The 25,666-nt window shown below is 45.6% G+C and carries 23 protein-coding genes; 20 read left to right on the forward strand and 3 right to left on the reverse strand.

The features are described 5' to 3' along the window. The first annotated feature begins 7 nt into the window (after positions 1-7). Genes I6E26_RS05880 through I6E26_RS05890 form a run of 3 tightly spaced genes read left to right on the forward strand, consistent with a single transcriptional unit; the run spans position 8 to position 2,446 of the window. Positions 8-958, forward strand: a complete 951-nt coding sequence (locus I6E26_RS05880; protein WP_235320920.1) for a branched-chain amino acid ABC transporter permease — start codon at positions 8-10, stop codon at positions 956-958. After that, positions 955-1,725 carry an ABC transporter ATP-binding protein gene (locus tag I6E26_RS05885; RefSeq protein ID WP_235320921.1) on the forward strand — a complete coding sequence of 257 codons (771 nt, stop codon included), beginning with the start codon at positions 955-957 and terminating at the stop codon, positions 1,723-1,725. Before I6E26_RS05880 ends, I6E26_RS05885 begins: the two co-directional genes overlap by 4 nt. A gap of 16 nt (positions 1,726-1,741) precedes the next feature. Further along, on the forward strand, positions 1,742-2,446 hold the full coding sequence (locus I6E26_RS05890) for an ABC transporter ATP-binding protein (protein WP_235320954.1): 705 nt from the start codon (positions 1,742-1,744) through the stop codon (positions 2,444-2,446). Between the two features lie 90 nt (positions 2,447-2,536). On the opposite strand, the gene I6E26_RS05895 is transcribed toward I6E26_RS05890, so the two are convergent. Next, positions 2,537-3,190 carry a CBS domain-containing protein gene (locus I6E26_RS05895; protein ID WP_235320922.1) on the reverse strand — a complete coding sequence of 218 codons (654 nt, stop codon included), beginning with the start codon at positions 3,188-3,190 and terminating at the stop codon, positions 2,537-2,539. A gap of 374 nt (positions 3,191-3,564) precedes the next feature. Here I6E26_RS05895 and pyk point away from each other — a divergent pair, with 374 nt between their 5' ends. From pyk to I6E26_RS05930, 7 genes are all read left to right on the forward strand, one after another. Beyond that, positions 3,565-4,998, forward strand: coding sequence for a pyruvate kinase (gene pyk, locus I6E26_RS05900; RefSeq protein ID WP_235320923.1), 1,434 nt, complete (start codon positions 3,565-3,567; stop codon positions 4,996-4,998). Between the two features lie 48 nt (positions 4,999-5,046). Then, entirely contained in the window at positions 5,047-5,274 is a 228-nt protein-coding gene (secG, locus tag I6E26_RS05905) for a preprotein translocase subunit SecG (protein ID WP_235320924.1), read from the forward strand. A 131-nt stretch (positions 5,275-5,405) separates the two neighbouring features. After that, positions 5,406-6,113 carry an alpha/beta hydrolase gene (locus I6E26_RS05910; RefSeq protein WP_235320925.1) on the forward strand — a complete coding sequence of 236 codons (708 nt, stop codon included), beginning with the start codon at positions 5,406-5,408 and terminating at the stop codon, positions 6,111-6,113. A 26-nt stretch (positions 6,114-6,139) separates the two neighbouring features. Further along, positions 6,140-8,554 carry a ribonuclease R gene (gene rnr / locus I6E26_RS05915; protein ID WP_235320926.1) on the forward strand — a complete coding sequence of 805 codons (2,415 nt, stop codon included), beginning with the start codon at positions 6,140-6,142 and terminating at the stop codon, positions 8,552-8,554. Between the two features lie 17 nt (positions 8,555-8,571). Beyond that, positions 8,572-9,045 carry an SsrA-binding protein SmpB gene (smpB, locus tag I6E26_RS05920; protein WP_235320927.1) on the forward strand — a complete coding sequence of 158 codons (474 nt, stop codon included), beginning with the start codon at positions 8,572-8,574 and terminating at the stop codon, positions 9,043-9,045. Positions 9,046-9,184: 139 nt separating this feature from the next. Then, positions 9,185-10,144 carry a 6-phosphofructokinase gene (pfkA, locus tag I6E26_RS05925; protein WP_235320928.1) on the forward strand — a complete coding sequence of 320 codons (960 nt, stop codon included), beginning with the start codon at positions 9,185-9,187 and terminating at the stop codon, positions 10,142-10,144. A gap of 145 nt (positions 10,145-10,289) precedes the next feature. Further along, positions 10,290-11,990, forward strand: a complete 1,701-nt coding sequence (locus I6E26_RS05930) for a methyl-accepting chemotaxis protein (RefSeq protein WP_235320929.1) — start codon at positions 10,290-10,292, stop codon at positions 11,988-11,990. 133 nt (positions 11,991-12,123) lie between these two features. Here I6E26_RS05930 and I6E26_RS05935 read toward each other — a convergent pair whose 3' ends face one another. Further along, complete coding sequence (locus I6E26_RS05935; RefSeq protein WP_235320930.1) at positions 12,124-13,833, reverse strand: two-component system response regulator; 1,710 nt, start codon at positions 13,831-13,833, stop codon at positions 12,124-12,126. A gap of 282 nt (positions 13,834-14,115) precedes the next feature. Here I6E26_RS05935 and sucC point away from each other — a divergent pair, with 282 nt between their 5' ends. The 5 genes from sucC to ychF all read left to right on the forward strand — a co-directional run bounded on the left by sucC (position 14,116) and on the right by ychF (position 19,408). After that, positions 14,116-15,318 (forward strand): ADP-forming succinate--CoA ligase subunit beta, encoded by a 1,203-nt coding sequence (sucC, locus tag I6E26_RS05940; RefSeq protein ID WP_235320931.1) that lies wholly within the window; start codon positions 14,116-14,118, stop codon positions 15,316-15,318. A gap of 20 nt (positions 15,319-15,338) precedes the next feature. Continuing rightward, the gene (gene sucD / locus I6E26_RS05945) at positions 15,339-16,244 is read left to right on the forward strand and encodes a succinate--CoA ligase subunit alpha (RefSeq protein ID WP_235320932.1); all 906 of its coding nucleotides are present in this window, start codon (positions 15,339-15,341) and stop codon (positions 16,242-16,244) included. Positions 16,245-16,370: 126 nt separating this feature from the next. Beyond that, positions 16,371-17,255, forward strand: coding sequence for a UTP--glucose-1-phosphate uridylyltransferase GalU (gene galU, locus I6E26_RS05950; RefSeq protein WP_235320933.1), 885 nt, complete (start codon positions 16,371-16,373; stop codon positions 17,253-17,255). A 7-nt stretch (positions 17,256-17,262) separates the two neighbouring features. Then, complete coding sequence (gene galE, locus I6E26_RS05955) at positions 17,263-18,279, forward strand: UDP-glucose 4-epimerase GalE (protein WP_235320934.1); 1,017 nt, start codon at positions 17,263-17,265, stop codon at positions 18,277-18,279. Positions 18,280-18,301: 22 nt separating this feature from the next. Further along, positions 18,302-19,408, forward strand: coding sequence for a redox-regulated ATPase YchF (gene ychF / locus I6E26_RS05960; RefSeq protein ID WP_235320935.1), 1,107 nt, complete (start codon positions 18,302-18,304; stop codon positions 19,406-19,408). Here ychF and I6E26_RS05965 read toward each other — a convergent pair. Next, complete coding sequence (locus I6E26_RS05965) at positions 19,387-20,196, reverse strand: carbon-nitrogen family hydrolase (RefSeq protein ID WP_235320936.1); 810 nt, start codon at positions 20,194-20,196, stop codon at positions 19,387-19,389. The genes ychF and I6E26_RS05965 overlap by 22 nt on opposite strands. Positions 20,197-20,230: 34 nt before the next feature. Here I6E26_RS05965 and I6E26_RS05970 point away from each other — a divergent pair, with 34 nt between their 5' ends. From I6E26_RS05970 to I6E26_RS11320, 5 genes are all read left to right on the forward strand, one after another. Next, complete coding sequence (locus tag I6E26_RS05970) at positions 20,231-20,425, forward strand: DUF951 domain-containing protein (RefSeq protein ID WP_235320937.1); 195 nt, start codon at positions 20,231-20,233, stop codon at positions 20,423-20,425. A 71-nt stretch (positions 20,426-20,496) separates the two neighbouring features. Then, positions 20,497-20,949 (forward strand): hypothetical protein, encoded by a 453-nt coding sequence (locus tag I6E26_RS05975; protein WP_235320938.1) that lies wholly within the window; start codon positions 20,497-20,499, stop codon positions 20,947-20,949. 67 nt (positions 20,950-21,016) lie between these two features. Next, positions 21,017-21,931 (forward strand): hypothetical protein, encoded by a 915-nt coding sequence (locus tag I6E26_RS05980; RefSeq protein WP_235320939.1) that lies wholly within the window; start codon positions 21,017-21,019, stop codon positions 21,929-21,931. After that, complete coding sequence (locus tag I6E26_RS05985; RefSeq protein ID WP_235320940.1) at positions 21,931-23,958, forward strand: LTA synthase family protein; 2,028 nt, start codon at positions 21,931-21,933, stop codon at positions 23,956-23,958. The genes I6E26_RS05980 and I6E26_RS05985 overlap by 1 nt, the downstream gene beginning before the upstream one ends. Next, entirely contained in the window at positions 23,958-25,664 is a 1,707-nt protein-coding gene (locus I6E26_RS11320) for a glycosyltransferase family protein (protein WP_328228017.1), read from the forward strand. The genes I6E26_RS05985 and I6E26_RS11320 overlap by 1 nt, the downstream gene beginning before the upstream one ends. Positions 25,665-25,666: the final 2 nt, after the last annotated feature.

Here is a 25,666-nt window from a genome sequence, read left to right on the forward strand (position 1 = left end):
ACAGGATATGAATTTGCTGCGTAAAAATGATTTGATTATGCTGGGCCTGTCTCTGGTGATTTTTGCTATACTGCAGGTTTTGATTACTACCAAGGTTCTGACCTCCTTCTGGGAGCTGAATCTGATTATTATCGGCATTAATGTTATTATGGCTGTGAGCCTGAATCTGATTAACGGCTATACAGGACAGTTCTCTTTGGGCCATGCAGGCTTTATGGCGGTAGGTGCTTATACAGGTGTGGTTATGACTACCTTCTTCCATCTGCCTTTTATTGTGGCTATTATAGCGGGAGCAGTGCTGGCAGGTTTGCTGGGCTTTTTGATTGGTCTGCCAACCCTTCGTCTGCGGGGAGATTATCTGGCTATTGCTACTCTGGGCTTAGGTGAAATCATCCGCATTGTGATTATGAATCTGGATTATGTGGGGGGCGCTGCTGGCTTCAAGGGCATTACCCATCATACGAATTTTGCCTGGGTTTTCCTGATTATGCTTTTCACTCTGTTTGTGATTAAAAACTTTGTAAATTCCTCTCATGGCCGGGCTTGTATTGCCATTAGGGAAAATGAAATTGCGGCGGAGGCTATGGGTATTAATACTACCAAATACAAGGTAATGGCTTTTACCATTGGTGCGGCTTTTGCTGGTGTGGCTGGCTGTCTTTTTGGCCATAATTTCTATATTATCAGCCCTGGTTCCTTTACCTTTTTGGCTTCCTTTAATTATCTGATTATGGTGGTTATGGGCGGTCTTGGCTCCATTACCGGTTCCATTGCTGGTGCCTTTGTAGTAACCTTTATTTCCGCAGTTCTGGCGCCTTGGCCTGAGTTCCGTATGATTATCTATGCACTGGCCTTGATTTTGCTGATGTTCTATCGTCCACAGGGCTTGTTTGGCTATATGGAGGTTACCAGCATGGGTATCTTCCGTCGTATTTTCAAAAGGGGGCATGAATCATGAGTGAGGTACTTCTCAAAGCAGAAAATGTCTCCATTGTATTTGGCGGTCTGAAGGCTGTTTCTGATTTTGATTTTTATATTAATAAGGGTGAGCTTATTGGCTTGATTGGACCTAATGGTGCGGGCAAAACCACGGCTTTCAATCTGATTACCGGGGTTTATCAGCCTACTACTGGTAGTATTGAATTTGCTGGCAAGAGTATTGTGGGGAAGAAGCCTTATGAGATTACTCAGCGAGGCATTGCCCGTACTTTCCAGAATATCCGTCTTTTCTCTGAGCTGACGGTGCTGGATAATGTTAAGATTGCCTTTCATTCCCATGTAAAATATGGTTTGGCGGAAACTGTTTTTCGGGTAGGCAGATATTTTTCTGAGGAAAAGCAGATTGAGGAAGAAAGCATGAAATTGCTAAAAATCTTCAAGCTGGATGGTCATGCTTATGACCAGGCCAAAAATCTGCCTTATGGTGCTCAGCGCCGTTTGGAGATTGCCCGGGCCTTGGCAGCCAAGCCAAAGCTGTTGCTTTTGGATGAGCCGGCAGCAGGTATGAATCCTCAGGAAACCAAGGAGCTTATGGAGATGATTAGCTGGATTCGTAAGGAATTTGGCCTGACTGTTCTTTTGATTGAGCATGATATGAGCTTGGTTATGGGTATCTGCGAGCGTATCTATGTGTTGGAATATGGTATGATTATTGCCAATGGTACACCAAAGGAGATTCAGGAAAATCCAGAGGTTATCAGGGCATATTTAGGCGGGGAGGCTTGATGGAAATATGGGAACTATGCTAACAATAAATGACATAAATGTCTTTTATGGGGCTATTCATGCCATCAAGGGTGTTTCCCTGGAGGTAAATGAGGGGGAGATTGTAACTCTGATTGGTGCCAATGGTGCTGGCAAGTCTACAATTCTCCGCACCATTTCCGGACTGTTGAAGCCTAAGACCGGCAGTATTCAGTTTGAAGGACAGGAAATTGCTGGTATGCCTGCCCATGAGATTGTTAAGACAGGTATTTCTCAGGTGCCAGAGGGACGGCGGATTTTTGCCGAAATGTCCGTGCTGGAAAATCTGGAGCTGGGAGCCTTTACCCGGAAGGATAAGGATGGCATTAAGGCGGATATGGAATTGGTATTTGAGCGTTTTCCTCGCTTGAAGGAGCGTATTGGCCAGCTGGCAGGTACTCTTTCTGGTGGTGAACAGCAGATGCTGGCTATGGGCCGTGCCCTTATGAGCCGGCCAAGGCTTTTGCTGTTGGACGAGCCTTCTATGGGCTTGGCGCCGCTGCTGATTAAGGAAATTTTTACCATTATTCAGGATATTAACAAAACAGGTACTACTGTGCTGCTGGTAGAGCAGAACGCCAATATGGCACTGTCTATTGCCCATAGAGCCTATGTCCTGGAAACCGGCCGTATTACCCTAAGCGGTGATGCTAAGGAGCTGGCTGCCAGTGATGAGGTTCGGAAAGCCTACCTGGGCGGTTAAAATAGAAAATAAAAATACCCTCTGTCATGTAAGAAGCTATGTAGTGAACAACAAAAGCTTCCCCAGACAGAGGGTATTTTTGATTTTATCTCACTGGCCGATTTTGGCGATGTGGATAATCTTATAGCCCTTGGCTTCGATTTTGTCCTTGATGTCGTCTACATTATCGGCATCAAGGCGGATAACGATTTCGAAACGACCGGACATGGCCGCCTGCTTGCAGGTAACCATACTATCAATATTGTAGCCTGCATCAGCAATAATGCCAGCCAGCTCCTTAACAACTCCTACCTTGTCAACTACATCAAGGGTGAGGCGGGTTTTGCCATCAGCCAGGCCCATAACATCAACAAAGGTTTTGAATACATCAGTCTCGGTAATAATACCTATTACAGCCCCCATGCTGCTAACAACTGGCAGACCGCTGAGGCGCTCGTTGTACATAACCAGTGCTGCTTCCTCAATAGTGGCTGTATCTGGCAGGGATACTACCTCCTTGGCCATGATTTCGGCGACAGTCATTTTGTCCAACAGGCTCATGATTTCAAATTTGGAAAGAGTGGTGGCTGGGGAAGGAGCTACCCGCATTACATCACGATCGCTAATAATGCCAACTAGACGGCCCTTTTCCACAACTGGCAGACGGCGGATTTTCCGCTGTTTCATTAGCTTGGCAGCATCATTTACAGAAGTAGTAGGCTCCACGGTAATAGGATTCTTGGTCATACGGTTTGCAACAAACATATTTCTCATCCTTTCCTGAATTATGAAAGTTTTATTTCCATATTATGTATATATTAATTCGCTAAAAATTATAAAAATCCTGCTAAAAATTCCAACTAGATAAAAATAACCTTTGGTATTCGCCAGATGAGTTTTGCCAGCTGGAATAATTATTGCCATGCCAAGCTTTAGGCCTTTACAAAATTCCTATTTTGATATAATCTATAGTAAAGTGTACAAAGTATACCTTATTTACAACGACTTATTTACAGGGCTTTACAAGTATGGATTTATCATATATAATGCACATGAATGAGGAAGTAAACTATTCATATCATTTATAGTTCAATAGAGAAGATGTATGAGTGTATTGTGCGGAAGGAGTGTTTTGCACTATGTTGAAGAAAACTAAAATTGTATGTACTATGGGACCAGCTACTGAGAAACCAGGCGTGGTTGAAGGCCTGATTGCCGCAGGTATGAACTGTGCCCGTTTTAATTTTTCCCATGGTGATCATGCTGAGCATATGGGCCGTATTAAAATGGTAAGAGATGCTGCTCGTCATGCTGACAAGATTGTAGCTTTGCTGCTGGATACCAAGGGCCCTGAGATGCGTCTGGGTGAGTTCAAGGATGGCAAGGTTCAGCTTACCAAGGGTGAGGAGTTCCTTCTGACCTATGCTGATACCCCAGGTGATGAGCATCAGGCACCTATCAGCCACAAGGAGCTGTACAAGGAAGTCAAGCCAGGCAATACCATTTTGCTTTCCGATGGTTTGGTTGGTCTGAAGGTAAAGGAAATCAAGGGCAAGGATATTGTTACTGAGATTTTGAACAGCGGCCCTATGAGCACCAAGAAGCGTGTAGCTGCTCCTGGTGTTGCTGTTAGCCTGCCACCTATTTCTGAGCAGGATGAAAAGGATATTATCTTTGGCGTAGAGAATGATTTGGACTATGTGGCTGCCTCCTTTATTCAGCGGGCCAGCGATGTTAAGGCTATCCGCAAGCTGATCAAGGATCACAAGGGCCATATGAATATTATCTCCAAGATTGAGAATCTGGAGGGTGTTAAGAATATTGATGCCATTATTGAGGCTTCTGATGGTATCATGATTGCTCGTGGTGATTTGGGTGTTGAGATTCCTGCTGAGGATGTACCATTCCTGCAGAAGGAGATTATCAGCAAGTGTAATCGGTCTGGCAAGCTGGTTATTGTTGCTACCCAGATGCTGGAGTCCATGACCAGCAATCCTCGTCCTACCCGTGCCGAGGTTTCTGATGTAGCTAACGCTGTATTTGATGGTACTGATGCTATTATGCTCAGCGGTGAGACTGCCAGCGGTGATTATCCAGTAGAGGCTGTTCAGACCATGAGCAAGATTGCTATCAAGACTGAGAGCACTATTCAGTACAGAAAGCGCTTTGTTCATATGGGGATTGAGGAGCAGAAGCATATTACGGATGCTATTGCTCATTCCAGTGTGCAGCTGTCCTATGAGCTGGGAGCTAAGGCTATTTTGACTCCTACTCATTCTGGCTATACCGCCAAGGTGGTTTCCAAATATCGTCCATTGGCCAATATTGTGGCTTATGCTTCCACTGCCAAGGTGGCACGCCAGCTTAGCCTTTATTGGGGCGTACAGCTGATTAACGGCCGTATCTGGGAGGATGATGATACTGCTACAGCTACCATTACTGCAGCTCTGAAGGAGGGCTATATTGAGACTGGTGATATGACAGTTATTACCTCCGGCATTTCCTCTGGAGAAGCAGGCTTTAGCAGAAAGGGTAATAATACTACCAAGATTCAGATTGCTATTGCAGACTAAATATGATATGATAAAGGGACTTTGAAAATGATAGAGGAGGTCCCGTAGATGATTACGGTTTTGATGGTTTTAGATGCTGTAGTGGGTTTGCTGCTGATTGCTTCTGTAATTATGCAGACTCCCAAGTCCGCCGGTATGGGCATGGGCGGCGGCAGTGATACTGTATTTAGCAGCAGTGCCAGAGGCTTGGATGCTCTTTTGGCTCGGGTAACTGTGGTACTGGCAGCAATATTTGCTGTGCTTACCCTGTTTATTGCCAAGACAACAGCGTTCTAAATTTTACAGATTTAACAGGTAGGCGTTCTCAATATAAATTGAGAACGCTTATTTTTTGTGGTAGAATAGTAGAAGAGTATTGACGAATTTGAGGTGGTGTAATGGTTTTACAGGGAGGGGAGCCCTTTTTTTTGCAGGGAGGCAAGCATGGTGTAATTTTGACACATGGCTTCACAGGTACGCCGGCAGAGATGCTGCTGCTGGGAAGGTATCTCCATGCTCAGGGCTATACAGTGTTGGGGATACGCTTGGCTGGACATGGTACAACCCCGGAGGCTTTGGCACGAACAGGCCGGGAGGAATGGTATGATTCTATCTGTGATGGCTATTCTCTGTTGGCAGGCTGTTGTGACAAAATATCTTTGGTAGGCCAGTCTATGGGAGGCCTTTTGACCTTGAAGCTGGCGGCCAATGCAGCTATATATAGGGCAGCGGTGCTGGCAGCACCGATTTTTATCCATGAGGATAGACATTTGTATCGTCTTCCTCCCCGGGAGAAATGTGCTGGCCGTTATAAGCACAAAAGAAGGCGTAATTTGCCAGGGATACCGGATATTTGCAATAATTCCTATGGGGAAATGCCTCTCGTATCTGTCCATGAGCTGTTGGATTTGATTGATGATGTGAAAATCGAACTGCCTAGAGTCCATTGTCCTTTGCTGATACTTCAGGGACATAATGATCATACGGTAAAGGAGCGGAGCGCTCAGTATATTTATCGCCGCAGCGGCAGTGAAGAGAAAGAAATTTATTGGCTGGATAATTCTGGTCATTTGATAAGTCTTGATTGTCAGAGGCAGGAGGCCTTTGAGAAGATTGCCGATTTTTTGGCTAAATAGGTGGTATAGGAAGAGGGGGGATACCCATGAAAAAGCAGACCTTTAGAAAGGCTCGTTCTTCTGCAACAAGCAGAGGAAAAAAGAGAAGCAAGGCCATCAAGAACAATAATGTTTTGGCTGTTGGTGGCAGAGAAAATACAGAGAGCAGGCCCCAGAGAAGGACCAGCTATACAGATGAATACGTTGTTGGCAAGGTGTCTATTAACAGCAAGGGCTTTGGCTTCGTTACGCCAGAGGGCATGATGAAAAATCAGGCAGATGTATTTGTGGCTGGTCATGATATGGCTACGGCTATGAACGGGGACACAGTAAAGGTACAGCTGGCCAAGGTTCCCCAGATATTACAGGCGGCAGGCCACGCCAGAGAGGGTCGTATTGTTGAGGTTGTAGAGAGAGCCAATAGCCGGGTGGTAGGTATTTATTCCGCCAGCCGCCGTTTTGGCTTTGTGGTGCCAGATGATACCAGATTGAAGAATGATATCTATGTTCCGGAAGAGGCTTCCATGGAGGCTGCTACTGGTGCCAAGGTTGTGGTGGAAATAACCCAGTGGCCAGAGGGAAATCTCAAGGCTGAGGGCAGAATTATTGAGGTGCTGGGGCAAAAGGGTGAGCCTGGGGTGGATATTTTGTCCATTATGCGCCAATATGATTTGTCCGAAACTTTCCCAGAGGAGGTACAAAAGGCCGCTGAAGCCATTCCTCAGTCCATCAACGGAGATGATTACATTGGCAAGGAGGGCCGTCAGGATAGACGTGATCTGAAGATTGTCACCATTGATGGCGAGGATGCCAAGGATTTGGATGATGGTGTTTACGTAGAGAAAAATGATGACGGCAGCTTTTTCCTAGGTGTTTATATTGCTGATGTGAGCTGGTATGTACGGGAACAGGAGCCTTTGGATGTAGAGGCGGAGGCTAGAGGCACCAGTGTTTATCTGGTGGATAGAGTTGTACCTATGCTGCCTAAGGCTCTTTCCAATGGTATTTGCAGCTTGAATGCTGGTGTGGATAGACTTTCCATGGCCTGCGAAATGCATATCAGTCCAGAGGGCAAGGTGGTGGATTACAAAATCCTGCCTGTAGTTATTCATGTTTATCGCCGGTTGACCTATACGCTGGTGAACAAGATTCTGGTGGATAAGGACAAGGAATTTATTCGGGATAATGAGGATATAGTAAATTTCCTTCATACCTTGCAGGATGTGCGGAATGCCATGTACAAATACCGTCATCGCCGAGGTTCTATTGAATTTGAGATTCCGGAAATCAAGGTGAAACTGGATGAAAATGGCAAGGCTGTAGGCTTGACTAAGCGGGTAGGTAATTTAGGTGAATCCATTGTAGAGCAGTGTATGCTGGCTGCTAATGAAACTGTGGCAGAGCATATGTGTCGTCGTAAGCAGCCTTTTGTCTACCGTGTCCACGAAAATCCAGAGGAAATCAAGATTACAGCCTTGAATGGATTGCTGGGCACCTTTGGCCTGCATATTCACACTGCCCATGATGGCAGTGTTCAGCCAAAGGATTTGCAGGCAGTATTGGAGAAAATCGCGGGAGGCCCAGCAGAGAAGATTGTGAGCACCGTGGCCCTGCGCTCCATGCAGCAGGCCCGTTATGCAGCAGAAAATCTGGGACATTTTGGTTTGGCTGCCAAGTATTATACCCATTTTACTTCTCCAATCCGCCGTTATCCGGATTTGATGGTGCACCGTCTGCTGAGGGAATCCTTTGCTACAGGCTCTATTCCTAAGGAGAAGCGGGAGAAGATTATTGAAAAGCTGGCAGAAAGAGCAGATCATGCTTCTCAGCGGGAGAGAATTGCCGTTAATGCTGAGCGGGATACTACCGATTTGAAGAAGGTAGAGTATATGCAGCAGTTTGTAGGTGATACCTTTGAGGGTATCATTAGCAGTGTTACTGGCTTTGGGGTTTTTGTGGAGCTGGATAATGGTGTAGAGGGCTTGGTGCATATTACCACCTTGAAGGACGATTATTACGAATATCTGGAGAGCCAATATGCTTTGGTGGGAACTCATCACAAGCGCCGCTATCAGCTGGGAGACAAGGTAGAGGTGCTTTTGGCCAGAGCTGACTTGGAGGCTCGCTCCTTGGATTTCCTTATTAAGGATAATTGCGATACAGCTGCTCTGAATATGGAAAATAGTCAGGATAGAAAGAGCAAGACTGGGGCCAAGGAGGCTGCCCAGGAAGAAAAATCCCGCCGCAAAACCAAAACCGGCAAGGTCGGCAAAAGAGATAAGACTGGCAAAAAAAAGAAAAATAAAAAATCCAAGCTGGAGGCTCAGGAGGGCTTCAGGTCGGAAAGAGCCGAAAACATCTCCAGAAAGAGAAAAGATAAAAAGGATAAGCACAAGAAGCGCAAAGGAAAGCGCAGAGCCAAGCAGGATATTATAGCAGATTTTAATCCCTATAGTATCTGAGGCAAAAAGGAGATTCTATGGGACGCAAGAATGCAGCCGTGAAAATTGCCTGTGAAAACAGGAAAGCCCGGCATGATTATTTTATACATGAAACCTATGAAGCTGGTTTGGAGCTAAAGGGCACCGAGGTAAAATCCCTGCGGGCTGGCAAGGCAAATCTGAAGGATAGCTATGGCGAAATCAAAAACGGCGAGGTATTTATTCAGAATATGCATATCAGCCCCTATGAGCAGGGGAATATATTTAACCATGATGCCCTGCGGCCTCGGAAGCTTCTGCTGCACAAGGCAGAAATTGTGAAGCTGTTTAGCAAGACCAGGGAAAAGGGCTTTACCCTGGTTCCTCTGAAAATTTATTTCAAAAAGGGTAGGGCTAAGCTGGAGCTGGCCTTGGCTAGTGGTAAGCATAATTATGATAAACGCCGTGATTTGCAGGAAAGAGCTGTCAAGAGAGATGTAGCTCGAGAGCTGCGAGATCGGCAAAAAGGATGATTTTTAACCTCAAAAAGGCAAGGGTATTTTCTTTACACCATCTAAGTGTTATAATAATGTAATGGAAATTGTGCCACCTATAGGGCAGAGCCAATAGCTTTGCTCATATTACAGAAATCATAATGTGGAGGTATTTACAATGTTAAGTAATATTGCAATTTTGACAAGTGGAAATGACTGCCCTGGTTTGAACGCTGCCATCCGTGCCGTAGTGCGTACTGCCAGACATGACGGTGTACGTATCTGGGGGGTAAGAAATGGTTTTAAGGGTCTGCTGAAGGATCAGATAGAAGAGCTGAACACCCGCAGTGTAGGTGATATTATTCAGCGCGGTGGTACTGTATTAGGTACAGGCCGCTGCCCTGAGTTCCTGGAAGAGGAAAACCGCAAAATCGCTTTGGAGAATCTGCAGAAGCGTGGTATTGAGGGTGTAATCGTTATTGGTGGTGCTGGTTCTCAGGCTGGCGCTATGGAGCTGGGGAAGCTGGGCATGAATGTAATCGGTATTCCTGGTACTATTGAAAATGATGTATGGGGTACTGACTATACCATTGGCTCTGATACTGCTGCTAACACTGTTGTAGATGCTATTAACAAGCTGCGTGATACAGCCTGCGCTCATCGCCGTATTATCCTTCTTGAGGTAATGGGCAAGACTTCTGGCTGGCTGGCTATGGAAACCGGTATTGCTGGTGGCGCTGAGTATGTACTGGTACCAGAGGCTAAGTACAATCTGGATCGTATGTGCACTGAGATTCGCCAGGCCTATGAGGCAGGCAAGCGTTACAGCATTATCGTTGTATCTGAGGGTGCTGGCTCTGCTGTAGAATTAGGCAAGCAGGTAGGGGAGAAAACCCAGATTGATACCCGTGTAACTGTACTGGGCCACATTCAGCGTGGTGGTTCTCCTACAGTTCAGGATCGTATCAATGCAAGCCTGCTGGGTGAGAAGGCTGTATTGGGCCTGATTAATGGTAAGACTGATATTATGTATGGTCTGGATACTGGTACAGTAGTAGAGATTCCTTTGGAGGATGCTGCTCGTAATACCAAGACTCTGGATCCTGAATTTATCCGTCTCTCCAGAGTATTGGCTTAATTTTCAGTCAACCTAATTGTATATCAGTAGGGGTATTGCCATATAGTGATGTGAATTTCTTGGAAAGTCTGTCATTCTTTTTGAGGATGGCGGGCTTTTTGGATATGGGATGCGATGATTATGGTAAGTTAAGGGGTGGTATGTAATGGACAATATCAAGGTAAATGTTAAAATTTTGATTATGGTAGTCATTGCTGTAGTAGGTATGGCTATTATTGGCATTAGAGGTGCTGTGTCGATTAATGATGGGCACAAGCAAATGCAACAGATGTATGATGTGGAAATAAAATCTGTAGAGCTGTTGGGAAATGCTGAAAGCAAGATGCGTACAATCCAGGTACGGTCCATGCAGGTAATAGCAGATCCAACCCGTCTGACAGAGCTGAGCAAGGCTCAGCAGAAGGATATTTCCGAAATGGAGGCCATATTGCAGGAATATGCTACCTTGGCCAAGATGGATGGTTCAGCTGATGGCTTGGATGAAATGCTGGGCTATTGGGACAGCTTCAAAAAATCCATGCCGGCTGTTATGACAGCTGTTCAGCAGGGAGGTACTCAGGCTGGTATCGATGAATATAACAGAAAAGGCAAGGATGATACTGTTAAGCTAAGGGATTCCTTGAACAGCATGACTAATATTACCAAGGAAAAAGCCAAGGCCGCTAATGAGGCTGCCATTGAATCAGGCCGCAGCTCTATGATGGTGATGCTGATTACTACAATAGTGTGTGTGCTTTTGCTATTGGCCTTCTCCTACAAGCTGATAAATTCCATCAGAGATGCTTTGAACATCATGGTGCATGTTTGTGACAAGCTTAGCAGTGGTAATTTTATTGTCCGCACCGAGCCATCTCAGCGGAAGGATGAGCTGGGGGATGTACATAGAGCATTGTATGATATGACTCTGAAAATCGGTGATTTGCTGAAGGAAGTTTCTAAGACCACAGAGCAGATGGCAGCAGCCTCTCAGCAGTTAAATTCCAGCTCTATGGAATCTGCCAATGCAGCTACCTCTGTAGCTCAGTCTGTGGCTGATGCGGCCTCTGTGGTAGTTCAGCAGCAGACCGCGGTAACCAATGGTGCAGACAGTGTGGCTTCTATTAGCCAGTCCGTCAAATCCATTAGTCAGGAAACTGAGGAAATATCTCAGGAAGCAGATCAGGCTGCCAAGAAGGCTGAGGCTGGTAATCTGGTGGTAGAAAAATCCGTTAATCAGATTCACAGTGTAGAGGAAAAGGTAAGAACCACTGCCCGGCTGGTAGATGAATTGGGAGCTCGTTCTCAGGAAATCGGTGCTATCGTAGATACAATTTCTGATTTGGCAGGGCAGACCAATTTGCTGGCTCTTAATGCGGCTATTGAGGCAGCCAGAGCTGGTGAACAGGGACGTGGCTTTGCGGTAGTTGCCGAGGAGGTTCGCAAACTGGCAGAACAGTCTGCTACAGCAGCTCAGCAGATTGCGGATTTGATTGGCAGAATTCAAGATGATACCTCCAAGGCTGTTGCCTCTATGGATTCCGATCGTCAGGCTGTGGTACAGGGAGCAGAGTCTGTAGAGGGACTGCGGCAAGTGTTTGAGGAGATAAATGGCCTGGTTATTGATGTGGCTGGCAAGATTGAAAGTATGTCTGATTCCATTCAGCATGTGGCAGATCAGAGCAGTGAGATAACTAATCATATGGAGCAGATTGATACTGGAGCTGCCAAGGTGGCAGATAATATGCAGTCTATTTCTGCTGCTACGGAGGAGCAATCAGCTTCGGCTCAGGAGATAGCTTCTGCTAGTGATTCTCTGGCTAGACAGGCTCAGGATGTACAGGAAAACCTTCAGAAATTCAAGTTTTAATCTTTAACCTTTAACTAAAAAATGTCCTTTGAGAGTGCTAGGGATAAGCACAATCAAAGGACATTTTTGCTTTGCAGATAAATTTTTGACGTATAGGAAAGAAAATTTGTTATACAACATTGGTTGTACGAATTTAGATATGATGAGATAAAAATTCAATATAATCATCAGAGGTAAGTGGTCGGGAATAATAGAAGCCCTGCATATTATAGCATCCCATTTTGAACATTTTTTCAGCCAGTTCCTTGGTTTCCACGCTTTCAATAATCACCTTGACATCCAGCTTGTTGGTCAGCTCAATAATGGTGCTGAGAATAATATCCACTCGAGGATTGTCTGGCTGAGTGTAGAAGCTGTGCAAATCTATTTTTATCATATCTACGGCAAGATTCTGCAGCAGTCTTATAGAGCTGAAATTGCTGCCAAAGGCATCCATAATTATCTGAAAGCCGCAGCTTTTAACCCGGCGGAGAATTTTGAAAAACTGCTCTGGTGCATTGCTGTAGGATTTTTCTGTCAGTTCCAGCCACAGCATCCAAGGCTTTAAATCATATTTCCGCAGCAGCCGCAGTAAATAATCCACAAAGGAGTTATCATAAAAATTAATATGGGAAATATTAATGGAAACAGGATAAATAGGCAGGCCCCAATCCCTTTGGCGGCTGAGAAAATGGCAGGCCTGCTCCCAGGCATACCGGTCAATACGGCTGATAAAGCCATTTTTTTCAAAAATGGGAATAAACTTCTTGGGGTTTATGGTGCCCTGCTGGGGATGCTGCCAGCGAAGCAAAGCTTCTCCGGCAATAGGCATGGCATGGTCAATATCTCCTACCAATTGATAAATTGGCTGAAATTTTACGAAAAATTGTCCTTCCTTTAGGGCAGGCTCCATTTCCTTGGCAATAAGCCTTTCCTCCCTTAGCTTGGTTCTCAGGGCATCATCATAAATCATATAACGCTTGGTCTGGAACTTTCGAGCGGAGGTCATGGCTAAATGAGCCCGATCCAGCATCTGCTCTGGGGAGAGGTAAATATTGTCAATGGGATATACTCCGGCATAAAAGGTGATACTGCGATAAATGGATAGGGAATGCATCATGGCATCCAGTCCTTGAATCAACAAATCCATATCTACCAAATCTTCTGGCAGCAGCAAGGCAAAGGCATCGGCGGAAAGGTGGGTGGCAATACCCCGCTTGCCAATAATGGTGTTGAAATAGGAGGCAGCGGTTTTGAGAATAATATCTCCCGTTTCCATATTAAACAGCTCGTTAATCAGCTTGAAGCAGGATATGTCCAGATAGATTACATAGTATCTGGTATGACTGTCATTATTGATAATAGAGGGCAGCTGCTGGAGAAAGGTGTTCTGGGTAAGCAGGCCTGTTAGCTGATCAATATCAATAATTTGCTGCATTTCGCTAATGCGGCGTTCCTGTACACTTTGGTGCAGCTTAAGCTGTTCATTCTCCTTCCGGCCCAGCACATTAAAGACTCGGCAGCGCACGATAATGGGATTGTAAGGCTTGGTAATATAGTCGGCAGCTCCTCCTTCCATGGAAAAGGCTTCGCTGGCGGTGTCGTTGACTGATGTGGTAACTATTACGGGAATATCGCTATAGCGGGGATTGGTTTTTAACTTGTCCAATACTTCCATTCCGCTCATTTTGGGCATGACAAGATCCAGCATAATTATGTCGACAGGCTGGCTATAAACATAATCAAATGTTTCCTGTCCATCCTTGGCTTGGAGAATATTAAATTCATCTCGAAAATAGCTGGCTAGAATGGCACGATTTATTTCCTTGTCATCTACAATCAGCATGGTTTGTTTCTTTTCCAATACAAATCACTTCCTCTTGTTTCGTCCATTATGAATAAATTCTACAAAAATTCCTTATATCCTGCTTGACGGCAAATATTTTGACTAAAGGGGCAAAATTTGTGAAAAGCTTTAGAACGAATGGGAAAACATCAAAATTATTAACCAAATTGAAAATCTGTAAAAATGTTGAGTAAAAAATACACAATTGTACAAATATAAAAGGTCTATAGACAGAAAGAAGAAAAAGCGATAAAATATGTACATAGACATAATGTATACAAAATTAGGGGGGCAGATTGAATGAATATTCATGAGTATCAGAGTAAGCAGGTACTGAGATCCTTCGGGGTTAATGTTCCAAACGGTAAGCCAGCTTTTACTGTTGAGGAAGCTGTAGAGGCTGCCAAGGAGCTTAATGCCAAAGTAACTGTTGTTAAGGCACAGATTCACGCAGGCGGCCGCGGTAAGGCTGGCGGTGTAAAGATTGCTAAGACTCTTGATGAGGTTAAGGAATATGCAACCGAACTTTTAGGCAAGGTTCTGGTTACTCATCAGACTGGTCCTGAGGGCAAGAAGGTAAACCGTCTTCTCATTGAGGAAGGCTCCAATATTGCTAAGGAATATTATCTGAGTTTTGTAAATGACCGTAATACTGCCAAGATCGTTATGATTGGTTCCGAAGAGGGCGGTATGGAAATCGAGAAGGTTGCTGCTGAGCATCCTGAGAAGATTATCAAGGAATACATTGATATTTCTGTTGGCCTGCTGCCATTCCAGGCTACCCGTATGGCTTACAAGATGAACTTTAAGCCAGAGGTTGTTCGCAAGGCTGCTGCTACCATGCAGAAGCTGTACAACGCTTTCATTGGCAAGGACTGCAGCCAGGTTGAGATTAACCCATTGGTTGTTACTGCTGAGGACGATGTAATTTGCTTGGATGCTAAGCTGAACTTTGATGATAGCGGTTTGTTCCGTCATCCTGATATTGTGGAGCTGCGGGATAAGACTGAGGAAGATCCAAAGGAGCTGTGGGCAGCTGAAGAGGGGCTTAACTATGTAAACCTGGGCGGTGACGTTGCCTGCATGGTAAATGGTGCTGGTTTGGCTATGGCTACTGTTGATATTCTGAAGTATTATGGTGGCGATCCTGCAAACTTCCTGGATGTAGGCGGCAGTTCCACTCCTGAGAAGATTGCTACTGCATTTGAGATTATGCTGGATGGTGGTCAGTCCAAGGGTATCTTCGTAAACATCTTTGGCGGCATCAACCGTTGCGATGTTATTGCTGAGGGTATTCAGAAGGCAGCTCAGATTATTGCTGAAAAGACCGGTACTGACGGTATTCCTGTTCCTGTAGTAGTTCGTCTTGAGGGTACCAATGTAGAGTTGGGCCGCAAGATTCTCACCGACAAGCCTGTAAAGAACGTTATCATGGCTCCAACTATGGAGGGTGGCGCAGAGCAGATTGTAAACCTGGTTAAAGAGGCTGAGAAGAACGCTTAAGGAAAAGGAGGATTTCTAAGATGAGTATTATTTTAGATAAAGATACAAAGGTTATTGTACAGGGCATTACTGGTAAAACCGCAATGTTCCATACTAAGCAGATGCTGGAATATGGCACCAAGATCGTAGCAGGTGTTACTCCAGGCAAGGCTGGTCAGGTGGTAGAGGGTGTTCCTGTATTCAACACTGTTCAGGATGCTGTTGAGGCTACTGGTGCTACTGCTTCTGTAGTATTCGTACCACCTCGCTTTGCTGCTGACTCCATTATGGAAGGTGTAGAGGCAGGCTTGGATCTGGTTGTCTGCATTACCGAGCATGTACCTGTTCAGGATATGATTAAGGTTCGTGCTTATATGGAGGGTAAGAAAACCCGTCTTATCGGACCAAATTGCCCAGGCATTCTCACCGTTGGGGAGGCTAAGCTGGGTATTATCCCAGGCTATATCTACAAGAAAGGTCATGTAGGTGTAATTTCCCGCTCTGGTACCTTGACCTATGAGGCTTCCTTCCAGTTGTCTCAGGCTGGTTTGGGCCAGACCACTGCTGTTGGTATCGGTGGTGATCCTGTTAAGGGTACTGACTTCATTGATGCCTTGAAGCTCTTCAAGGATGATGATGATACTCTGGCTCTCATCATGATTGGTGAGATTGGTGGTACTGCTGAGGAAGATGCTGCGAAGTGGATTGCTGAGAATATGCCTAATAAGCCAGTTGTAGGCTTCATTGCTGGTGTTCAGGCGCCTCCAGGCAAGCGCATGGGCCATGCTGGTGCTATTATTGCTGGCGGCAAGGGTACTGCTGCTGACAAGATTAAGGCTCTCAATGCTGTTGGTATTCCAGTAGCTGAGAATGTAGCTCAGATTGGTGAGACTATGGTTAAGCTTCTGAAGGAGAAGGGCCTCTATGAAAAGTGCCATACCTGCTAATTACTCAGGCAAGGTAATAATGTAATCAAATTACGGGATGCTGTTAGACAGTGTCCCGTTTTTGTTTTTTATTTTTTTCGTTTGTGGTATAATGGTGTAGAATATCTTATTTAGGGGTGTGATTTTATGGCAAGGATTAAAAAGGCAGTTATTCCGGCTGCTGGCTTTGGTACCAGATTTCTGCCGGTTACCAAGGCAACGCCTAAGGAAATGCTGCCCATCGTGGATAAGCCTACCATTCAGTATATTGTGGAGGAGGCTCTGGCCAGTGGTATAGAAGAAATTCTGATTATCAGCGGTCACGCCAAGAGAGCCATTGAGGATCATTTTGATTCTGCCCCTGTTTTGGAACGGGAGCTGGAGGAAAAGGGCAAGGATGATTTGCTGGCAATTGTACGGGAAACAGCAGATATTAATGTCCATTATATCCGGCAGAAAAAAATGCGGGGCTTAGGTGATGCCATTCTCTGTGCCAAGTCCTTTATGGCTGGGGAGCCTTTTGCAGTGCTTTTAGGTGATGATGTGGTTTATGCTGATGCCACCAAGGGACAGCAGCCTGCCCTGCGGCAGCTTATAGATATCTATGATGCCTATGGCGGCTCTGTATTGGGCTGTCAGCAGGTGGTGCCGGAGAAGGTGTCTTCCTATGGCATTGTGGCTGGCAAGGAAATTGCTGGCTCCAAGCTGTTGAAGGTTTCAGACATGATTGAAAAGCCGGAGCTAAGCGAAGCTCCTAGCAATATTGCTGTTTTAGGCCGTTATATTATTTCCCCAACTATCTTTGAACTGCTGGAGCATACTGCTCCTGGCAAGGGGGGAGAGGTACAGCTGACGGATGCCTTGAAGCAGCTGGCACTGGTAGAGCCGGTTTGGGCATATTGCTTTGAGGGCAAGCGCTATGATGTGGGAGATAAGCTGGGCTTTTTGAAGGCCACAGTGGAATTTGCCCTGCGGCGGCCGGATTTAGGCGGCCCTTTTAGATCCTATTTAGAAGAACTCATGAAGGAGTGATTCGACTATGAAAATCTTTTTAGCAGGTGGTGCCGGGTACATTGGCACCCATACCGCTGTTGAATTGCTGAATAATGGCTATGAAGTAGTAATTGTTGACGATTACGCCAATAGCTGTCCAGAGGCAGTAGCCAGAGTGGAGGAGCTGACAGGCAAGAAGGTTGCTCTCTATGAGGCTGATGTGCAGGATGAGCAGGCTATGGAAAGAATTATGCGGGCTGAAAAGCCTGATACCGTAATTCATTTTGCTGGCCTGAAGGCTGTAGGTGAGTCTGTACAGCAGCCATTGCGGTACTATCGGAATAATATCAATACGACTCTATCGCTTTTGGAGGCTATGGAAGCTGTAGGGGTGGATAAATTTATTTTCTCCTCCTCAGCTACAGTTTATGGGGCTCAGAATCCATCTCCTTATAAGGAGGATATGCCCAAGGGGCTTTGCACAAATCCTTATGGCTGGACCAAATCCATGATGGAGCAGATTCTAGCAGATGCAGTGGTGGCTTATCCCCGCCTAGGTGTAGTTTTACTGCGGTATTTTAATCCTATTGGCGCCCATGAATCCGGTCGCATTGGTGAGGATCCTCAGGGGATTCCTAATAATCTGATGCCTTATGTTTCCCAGGTGGCTATTGGCCAGCGGCAGGAGCTGACGATTTTTGGTAATGACTATGATACACCAGATGGTACCTGCCTGCGGGATTATATTCATGTGGTAGATTTGGCAGAGGGCCATTTGAAGGCTGTGGAGTTTTCCGAAAACCATCAGGGGATAGATGTGTTTAATCTGGGCACTGGCAAGCCATATAGTGTTCTGGATATTGTCAATACCTTCCAGGAAGTTAATCAGGTACCAGTTAAATATACCATAGGGCCTCGTCGGGCTGGGGATTTGCCTATCTGCTATGCAGATGCTTCCAAGGCCAAGGCTGTGCTGGGCTGGGAGGCCAAAAAAACGCTGGCAGATATGTGCCGTGATAGCTGGAATTGGCAGAAGCACAACCCCAAGGGCTATAGAAAATAAATGATAAAGGTGGAAATATATTTTGAGTAATTTAGAAGTAGGAATCGTTGGTTTGCCAAATGTAGGCAAGAGCACTTTGTTTAACGCTATTACCAAGGCTGGTGCAGAGGCAGCAAATTATCCTTTCTGTACCATTGAGCCTAATGTGGGTATTGTAGATGTGCCAGATAAGCGTCTGCAGGTACTGCACGAAATGTACAATTCCAAGAAAACTACCCCGGCAGCCTTCCGTTTCGTGGATATTGCTGGCTTGGTAAAGGGTGCTTCCAAGGGCGAGGGCCTGGGCAACAAGTTCCTGGAGCATATCCGTCAGGTAGATGCAGTGGCTCAGGTTGTTCGTTGCTTTGAGGATGGAGATATTACCCATGTAGAGGGTTCCATAGATCCAATCCGTGATATTGAGATTATCAACACGGAGCTGTGTCTGGCTGATATGGAGGTATTGGAGCGCCGTATGCAGAAGCTGGTAAAGCTGGCTAAATCCGGTGCTAAGGAGGCTAAGGCAGAACAGGCTGTTTTGGACAAAATAAAAGCAGCTCTGGATGAGGGCAAAACTGTCCGCAGTGTAGAGCTGTCTGATGATGAGAAGGATATGATTAAGGAAATGAACTTCCTGACCATGAAGCCTACTCTTTATGTAGCTAATGTAGGTGAGGATGAGGTTGCTACGGCTGATGCCGAAAATCCCCATGTACAGAAGGTTAGGGAATATGCTGCCTCTGAGAATGCTCAGGTGGTTTCCATATCTGCCCGGGTAGAATCTGAGATTGCCGAGCTGGATGAGGATGAAGCCAAGGAATTCCTGCAGGAAATGGGCTTGGAACAGTCTGGTTTGGAGAAGCTGATTCATGCAGCCTTTGATTTGTTGGGCTTGATGACCTTCCTGACTGCTGGCCCTGATGAGTGTCGGGCCTGGACTATTGTTAAGGGCACCACTGCACCAAAGGCAGCAGGCAAGATTCATTCCGATATTGAGCGTGGCTTTATTCGGGCTGAAATTGTGAATTTTGATGATCTGGTAGCCGCTGGATCCACAGCCGCAGCTAGAGAAAAGGGCCAGGTGCGGCTGGAAGGCAAGGACTATATTATGCAGGACGGAGATGTAACCTACTTCCGGTTTAATGTATAAACATCAGGCCGTCTGTCCTGAAAGATATTAATCTGACTGCGAATCTGAGCGATAACTCCCGGCTGCAGATTGGCCTGAAGGATTTCTCCCTTTAGGTTATCTGTACTGCCCTGGGCTAAGAGGCTTCCCCAAGGATCATAAATGGCGGAGCCTCCTCCCAGATGGAGGGATTCTCCCTTACGAGGGGAAATGCCGTTGGCGGCAGCCACAAAGAACTGATTTTCAATGGCTCTGGCTCTCAGCAGGGTATCCCAGTGCTGGAGGCGTTCCACTGGCCAGGCAGCTGCCACAAAGAGAACGGAAACACCATTCAGGGCAAGCTGGCGGGACAGTTCTGGGAAACGCAGGTCATAGCAGATGATAACACCGCATTTTATGCCATCCAGCATAAAGGTAGTTATTTGGTTGCCCGGGGTAAAGTCCTTGTGCTCCTTGGAGGGAGTAAAGAGATGGATTTTGTCGTAGGAGGCTATATTGGTGCCTGTGCGGTCAAAAACATAGCAGGTATTGTAAATATGGCCATTTCTTTCTACTGCTAAAGAACCGGCAATAATATTGACGGTGTATTCTGAAGCAAGGCGTCCCATGTGGTTTTTCCAATTATCCTGGCTGTCAGCAAATTCACTGATGGGACTAGGATAGAAGCCAGTGTTCCAAAGCTCCGGCAGAAGCACAGCATCTGGCCTGTTACTGCTGTTCATGGTTTTTTCCAGCATGGCGGACATGGCATCCAGATTATGCTCGATATTGCCCTTATCAATGGGCATTTGCAGAATAGATACTTTCATACTACAAACTCCTTTATCAGTTAGGATGATTTTTATGGCACTAAAATTCAACGTGGGGGACCAGGTCAAAATGAGGAAGTCCCATCCCTGTGGCAGCTATATCTGGCAGGTAACCAGAGTTGGCGCTGATATTGGCATGAAATGCCAGGGCTGTGGACATTTTGTCATGGTGCCAAGAGTAAAGTTTGAGCGAATGGTTAAAAGTATTGTAACCTCTGCTCAATCATAAAAAACATAAATTATAAAATAATCTATATACACATTATATAACATTTATACCCTGGGAAGGAAGTCTGCTGAGTGGATTTATGTAAGAGAAGATGGAAAAAAATATTTTTCACAGCAGTAATTGCCTGTTTAGGACTCAGCTTGACCATTGTGCAGCATTTAGAAGCCAAGGCTGATCGGTATTTTGTTGACTGTGAAAATAATACCGGCTACTATGTAGATGTAAATTCCATCGAAATGCCTAGTGACCACGAGGTAGAATTGGATTTGTATCTGGTGAAGCTGCATGGGGGGTTTATGTATCGTTATAGAGCCTATTTTGATACGTTGGAGGGCTCCTATCAGTACAGACAGGCCAGGGTATATAATTATGAAACCAAGAAATTAATGACAGGTACAGCCTTTGTACAGGATAAGCTGTCTTATCATAGAAGTCCCATGCTGGAGCAGGTAGTGGATTTTGCTATTGACTGGAAGAAAAGTCATATTTACAAAACCCCCTATGGTGAAACCTGGGAAGATTAGTAAATTTTTGATGTAGTGTTGCTGCCTGCAGGGCAGACCGGAATTATGTTGGCATGGAGTGAATATTTTGGGAATTTGGAATGAATTAATGTATCTGGTCATGATGCTTTTTGCTCTGACATCCAATTTATCTATAGCAGCCACCAGTGTTTGTATCGTCCTGGGGGCTATTCTGGTTATTGCCCAGCGTATCTGTACCGGCAGTTTGCCGGATATGGATAAGGGACTGGTTAAGATGGTGGGCATTTACTGTGTTTTGCAGATAGTGGCAGCTCTGATGGCACCAGATGTTCCCAAAAGTTTGGAGGAGGTCTGGGGCACAGTTTATCGCATTAGTCCACTGTTTATGGGGCTTGGCTATTTGCAGACCAGACGGCGTATGGCTTGGATTTTGGTGGCCTTTGCTGTATCAGTTTTTGTGGGGGATGCTATGGGTGCCTATCAGCTTATTGCCTGGGATGATTTTTCTCCTACTGGGGCCAGCAATCAATCGGCCTTTTATGCCACCCATCTTTTAATGGCTTTGCCGATTTTTTATCTTATGTGCAGGCAGGATGAAGGGGTATTGGCCAAAAAGACAGTGCCAGGATTTTTGCTGGTGTTTTCCTTGCTTATGTATGGGGTGGTATCCTGGGGAGATTGGAGTATGCCAACATCTCTGGATATGGTATGGAAGCAGAGCAGTTTTAGTAAGATTCTGCTGGAAACAGGGCCAGTGGGATTGTTTTCTTTCCTGCTGCTGCAGGGGTATATTCTCTATCGGCTGGTGCGGTTGTATCAGGCGGAGAAATCCATTAGCCATTCTGTGAATACAGCTTCATACGGCATGATTGGTATTTGGATATTGGCTGGTATTCATTTGGAGGGTATGCTGGAATCCAGTATTTTGCAGGTTTCTATTATGCGTGAATATTGGCTGTTGATGGGCTTGTTGTTGGCGGCAGGCAAAATGAAATTATTGGAAGCGGGGAAGATTGAATAATGGCTATACCAGGCTTTGAGGCTTTTTTTGCAGGTTGGCAGATGGATCTGCGTTTGGCAGTGGTGCCACCTATATTGTGTGCCATCTTTAGATTTGTCTTTATCTATCTGGATGGGCCAAAGAAAATATCGGAGTGGAAAAAATCTCAGCTATTTACCTGCTTCCGCTATGGCTTCTGGTGGGGCATGGATATTAATTCCAGATTTTATTTGCTGACCTTGGCAGCTGTTACCCTGCCAGCCAGCTTTATAGAGGCGTATATGGGCATCAGCCGAGAAATAAGGCTGGTGCTTTTTGTGCTGTATGGACTGATTCTTTACTGTGCCTTTGTGGGGAAAATGCTGTTTTATTACCATTTTCATGATGTGTACAATAGAAATATGTGGTTGGGAAAAAATGCAGACAAAAAGAATTTGCTGGATATTTTCTTTAATCAAAATCATGGTGCTCTGCTGTTGGCAGGAGGAGCTATTTATAGCCTAGGTATTTATTTCCTTGGTTATTGGCTTTTGACACAGCCTGCTATTGCCTTGCCCACATTAGGCAGTGTTGCTGGCCAATATGCTCTAAATACAGGAATTTTCCTCTTTACCATTGCTCTTTACTACTGGTTTAATTTTGGCGGAACCTTCCGCCATCGCTTGAAGCCGGAATGGGACGAGGTGCCGGAGGAGGTAAAAAACGATGTGTTCCTAGGCAAGGCTACTATGGATGATTTGGTGGCTTTGAAGATAGTTTGGAAGCATCCAGCGCCAGAATTTGTGGCCCAATCCGATGAGGCAGCTCAGAGGAATATTCAGGCGGTATTGCCGGAATTTTCTGGTAAAGAGAATCCTTTGACAGGCTTTTTGCGCCACGCTCAGGGTGCTAAAATCAACAGGCCAAAGCATATTTTCTTTATTTTGGAGGAAAGCCATTGTCAGACCCTTTATGATGAAACCTACAATATGCTGAATGTGGTGAAATATACCAAGAAGCTTCGCAGTGAAGCTGGCAGTTTGGTAATTAATAATTTTCAGCCAGCAGGTATGATTTCCCAGACAGCTTTGGGCAGTCTGCTGTTGGGCATCTATGACTGCGATGTGGAGCTTAACGAGAACAAGATTATTTGGGATGCTTCCCAGGCTTGGCTGCCTACTACTATTGCTGGTCAGCTGGCAAAGCTGGGTTATGAAACCAGCTTTTGGTATGGCGGCAGTCTAAATTGGGGGAGTCTAGTGCATTTTGTCCCAGCAGCAGGTTTTGCCCATGCCTATGGTGGGCCGAATTTTTGTCCTCCAGACGCTCCTCAGACTTGGCTGGGGGTTTATGACCATATTTATTTGGAGGAAGTAGCCAAGAGAATCGAGGCAGAGGCTGGGGATAAGCCTCAGTTCCACTTTATTTATACTACCTCCAACCACGGCCCTTATAATATTCCCTATGAAAAATATGGCATAGAGGAAAATGATGCGGTTGATCTCCCTCTAGGAAAGCTGAAATCTGGGGATATGGATATGCGCCGATTTGCAGGCATACTCTATGCTGATAAGGCTGTGGGGGATTTTGTGGCCCGGATGAAAAAGCTGGACAAGGATAGCTTGTTTATTTTGACAGGGGATCATTCCTCAGCAGTGGCTCCTTTTGACAAGGAGATTTTGCCTCGTAAGGATATGCTGTTAAGGGAACGGATTCTGACCTCTTTCTCCATGCATCATCCTCAGTTAAAGCCGGAAATGTTTGCAGGCAATGTGTTGGGGGAGCATCAGAATATCCTGCCTACCATTATGGAGTTGATTGCTCCGGCTGGACATGAATACTATAGCTTGAAGCCACCTTTGACGGAAAAAATCCAGCATATAGTAACACCCTATAGTTGGATGACAGAGGAAAGCATAGGCTACTATAAGGATAATGTATGGCAAAAATTGGCACCATCCCCCCAGGAAGTACCTATGGAGCATGGGGAGATGCAATACCGGCAGGAGTGGCAGGCTTGGCAGAGTATTACTGGCTGGCTGCTGCGGCATCCAGAGGAGGAGCAGTAATGGAAAGAGAAAAAAAGGGTTTGCTGGCTTTTTTGACAGCAGGAGAGCTGCCCTATAAAATTTTGGTAATTGAAAGCAGGGAATATCTGCAGGATTTGCGGCAAATGTATCCCTATGGGGAAATTTACTGCGTTACAGCTGATGAAGATGATGTTCAAATATATGAGGATTTGCATATAAAATGGTGCTTTATCAATTATTTAGCAGAGCAATTGCCCTTGGGCAAAAAGTCCTTTGACTATATTATTTGTGAGGACTGTTTGGAGCAGGCTGCTAATCCCCAGGATATTGCCACAGGTTTGGGCCTGTATCTAAAGGATACAGGCTATTTTCTTATGAGCTTTAAAAATATTCGCTATTGGCGGGTAATGCAAAATCTGATGGAGGGGCATTTTTATCATCTTTGCTCTAGGATTTTTACCCGTAACGAAATGATAAACCTTATGTCTGCCTCCTTTTTCAAGGATGTAAATCTCCTGCCAGAATGGGGCAGTAAGCCTCCAGAGAAACTTTTGGCCGGGCTGGAACTGGCTGGCTTTGAGGATATTGAGGATGATTTATCAGTGGAAAAATGGCTGTTGCAGGCAGCTAAATCTATGCCAGAAATTATGGAATTGAAGCGGATGTACACCCCTGAGATAAGAGGGGATTTGGCAAGGCTGCTGAGGCGCTTGGAATACGGTGTTCGGGTGGAGGAAAGCAGAGGGGAACTGTGGCAGTTGTGTCAGAGCCAAATGATTTTTCCAGCTTATCTGGCAAGCTTCATTAAGGAGGTTGTGGTTCATCTCAATGATTTGCTATGGCAGCTATCTTCTTGGCAAGAGAAGCTACAGCAGGATTTCTGGCAGGAACTGCTGGGGGAACTATATAGGCTTTATGCTGATGAGCGGGAGTTGTCTGTTGCCATGCTGGGTCAGGAGGATGATAATGGCAAGCTAACTCGGCAGGTGGTACAGCTGCAGGCGTGGCTGGCAGGGAAGCCTTTACCGCCATATAAATATGAGGATATGAGGAAAAATATTTCCGTGGCAGATGGTACTGCTATTGCCTTTATTACCTGCGTCAATAATGAGGAATTATATAAAGAGGCTCGTATATATTTGGAGGCCTTGAAGCTGCCAGAGGGGATGAAAGCTGAATATATTTCTGTCAGAGGAGCCAGCTCTATGTGTCAGGGATATAATCAGGGGGCGGCTCAAACTCAGGCCAAATACAAGGTTTATGTCCATCAGGATGCCTTGATTGTGAATCAGAATTTCGTTCTTGACTTGCTGAAGATTTTTCAGGACAGCTCTGTGGGAGCGCTGGGGGTTATTGGGGCTAGACGGCTGCCAGCCTCGGGTATCTGGTGGGATGCTATGCGCAGCTATGGCAGAGTGCTACATGCCTGTGAGCCGGAGTGTATTGTGGAAACTGCCTGTATGGAACCACCAGAGCCTTGGCTGGAAGTAGAGGCTGTAGATGGGCTGATGATTGCTACTCAGGTGGATGTTCCTTGGCAGGAGCAGCCTTTTGATGGCTGGCATTTTTATGATATCAGCATGTGTAAGGATTTGCAGCGGCAGGGCTGCAAGGTGGTAGTGCCCCATCAGCAGAGATGCTGGTGTATTCATTGCCCCAAGGAGAAGCCTCTTGATCCAGCTTATAAAATATATCAAAAAAGATTTTTGGCTGAATATGGCGGGGAGCTGGAGCCGGAAATATAAAT

The organism is Anaerovibrio lipolyticus (assembly GCF_021531495.1).
GTDB lineage: Bacteria > Bacillota > Negativicutes > Selenomonadales > Selenomonadaceae > Anaerovibrio.

Coding starts and splice junctions, on each gene's coding strand:
- I6E26_RS05880 (WP_235320920.1), top strand. CDS start 8: ATGAATTTGCTGCGTAAAAATGATTTGATTATGCTGGGCCTGTCTCTG.
- I6E26_RS05885 (WP_235320921.1), top strand. CDS start 955: ATGAGTGAGGTACTTCTCAAAGCAGAAAATGTCTCCATTGTATTTGGC.
- I6E26_RS05890 (WP_235320954.1), top strand. CDS start 1,742: ATGCTAACAATAAATGACATAAATGTCTTTTATGGGGCTATTCATGCC.
- I6E26_RS05895 (WP_235320922.1), bottom strand. CDS start 3,190: ATGTTTGTTGCAAACCGTATGACCAAGAATCCTATTACCGTGGAGCCT.
- pyk (WP_235320923.1), top strand. CDS start 3,565: ATGTTGAAGAAAACTAAAATTGTATGTACTATGGGACCAGCTACTGAG.
- secG (WP_235320924.1), top strand. CDS start 5,047: ATGATTACGGTTTTGATGGTTTTAGATGCTGTAGTGGGTTTGCTGCTG.
- rnr (WP_235320926.1), top strand. CDS start 6,140: ATGAAAAAGCAGACCTTTAGAAAGGCTCGTTCTTCTGCAACAAGCAGA.
- smpB (WP_235320927.1), top strand. CDS start 8,572: ATGGGACGCAAGAATGCAGCCGTGAAAATTGCCTGTGAAAACAGGAAA.
- pfkA (WP_235320928.1), top strand. CDS start 9,185: ATGTTAAGTAATATTGCAATTTTGACAAGTGGAAATGACTGCCCTGGT.
- I6E26_RS05930 (WP_235320929.1), top strand. CDS start 10,290: ATGGACAATATCAAGGTAAATGTTAAAATTTTGATTATGGTAGTCATT.
- sucC (WP_235320931.1), top strand. CDS start 14,116: ATGAATATTCATGAGTATCAGAGTAAGCAGGTACTGAGATCCTTCGGG.
- sucD (WP_235320932.1), top strand. CDS start 15,339: ATGAGTATTATTTTAGATAAAGATACAAAGGTTATTGTACAGGGCATT.
- galU (WP_235320933.1), top strand. CDS start 16,371: ATGGCAAGGATTAAAAAGGCAGTTATTCCGGCTGCTGGCTTTGGTACC.
- galE (WP_235320934.1), top strand. CDS start 17,263: ATGAAAATCTTTTTAGCAGGTGGTGCCGGGTACATTGGCACCCATACC.
- I6E26_RS05965 (WP_235320936.1), bottom strand. CDS start 20,196: ATGAAAGTATCTATTCTGCAAATGCCCATTGATAAGGGCAATATCGAG.
- I6E26_RS05970 (WP_235320937.1), top strand. CDS start 20,231: ATGGCACTAAAATTCAACGTGGGGGACCAGGTCAAAATGAGGAAGTCC.
- I6E26_RS05985 (WP_235320940.1), top strand. CDS start 21,931: ATGGCTATACCAGGCTTTGAGGCTTTTTTTGCAGGTTGGCAGATGGAT.
- I6E26_RS11320 (WP_328228017.1), top strand. CDS start 23,958: ATGGAAAGAGAAAAAAAGGGTTTGCTGGCTTTTTTGACAGCAGGAGAG.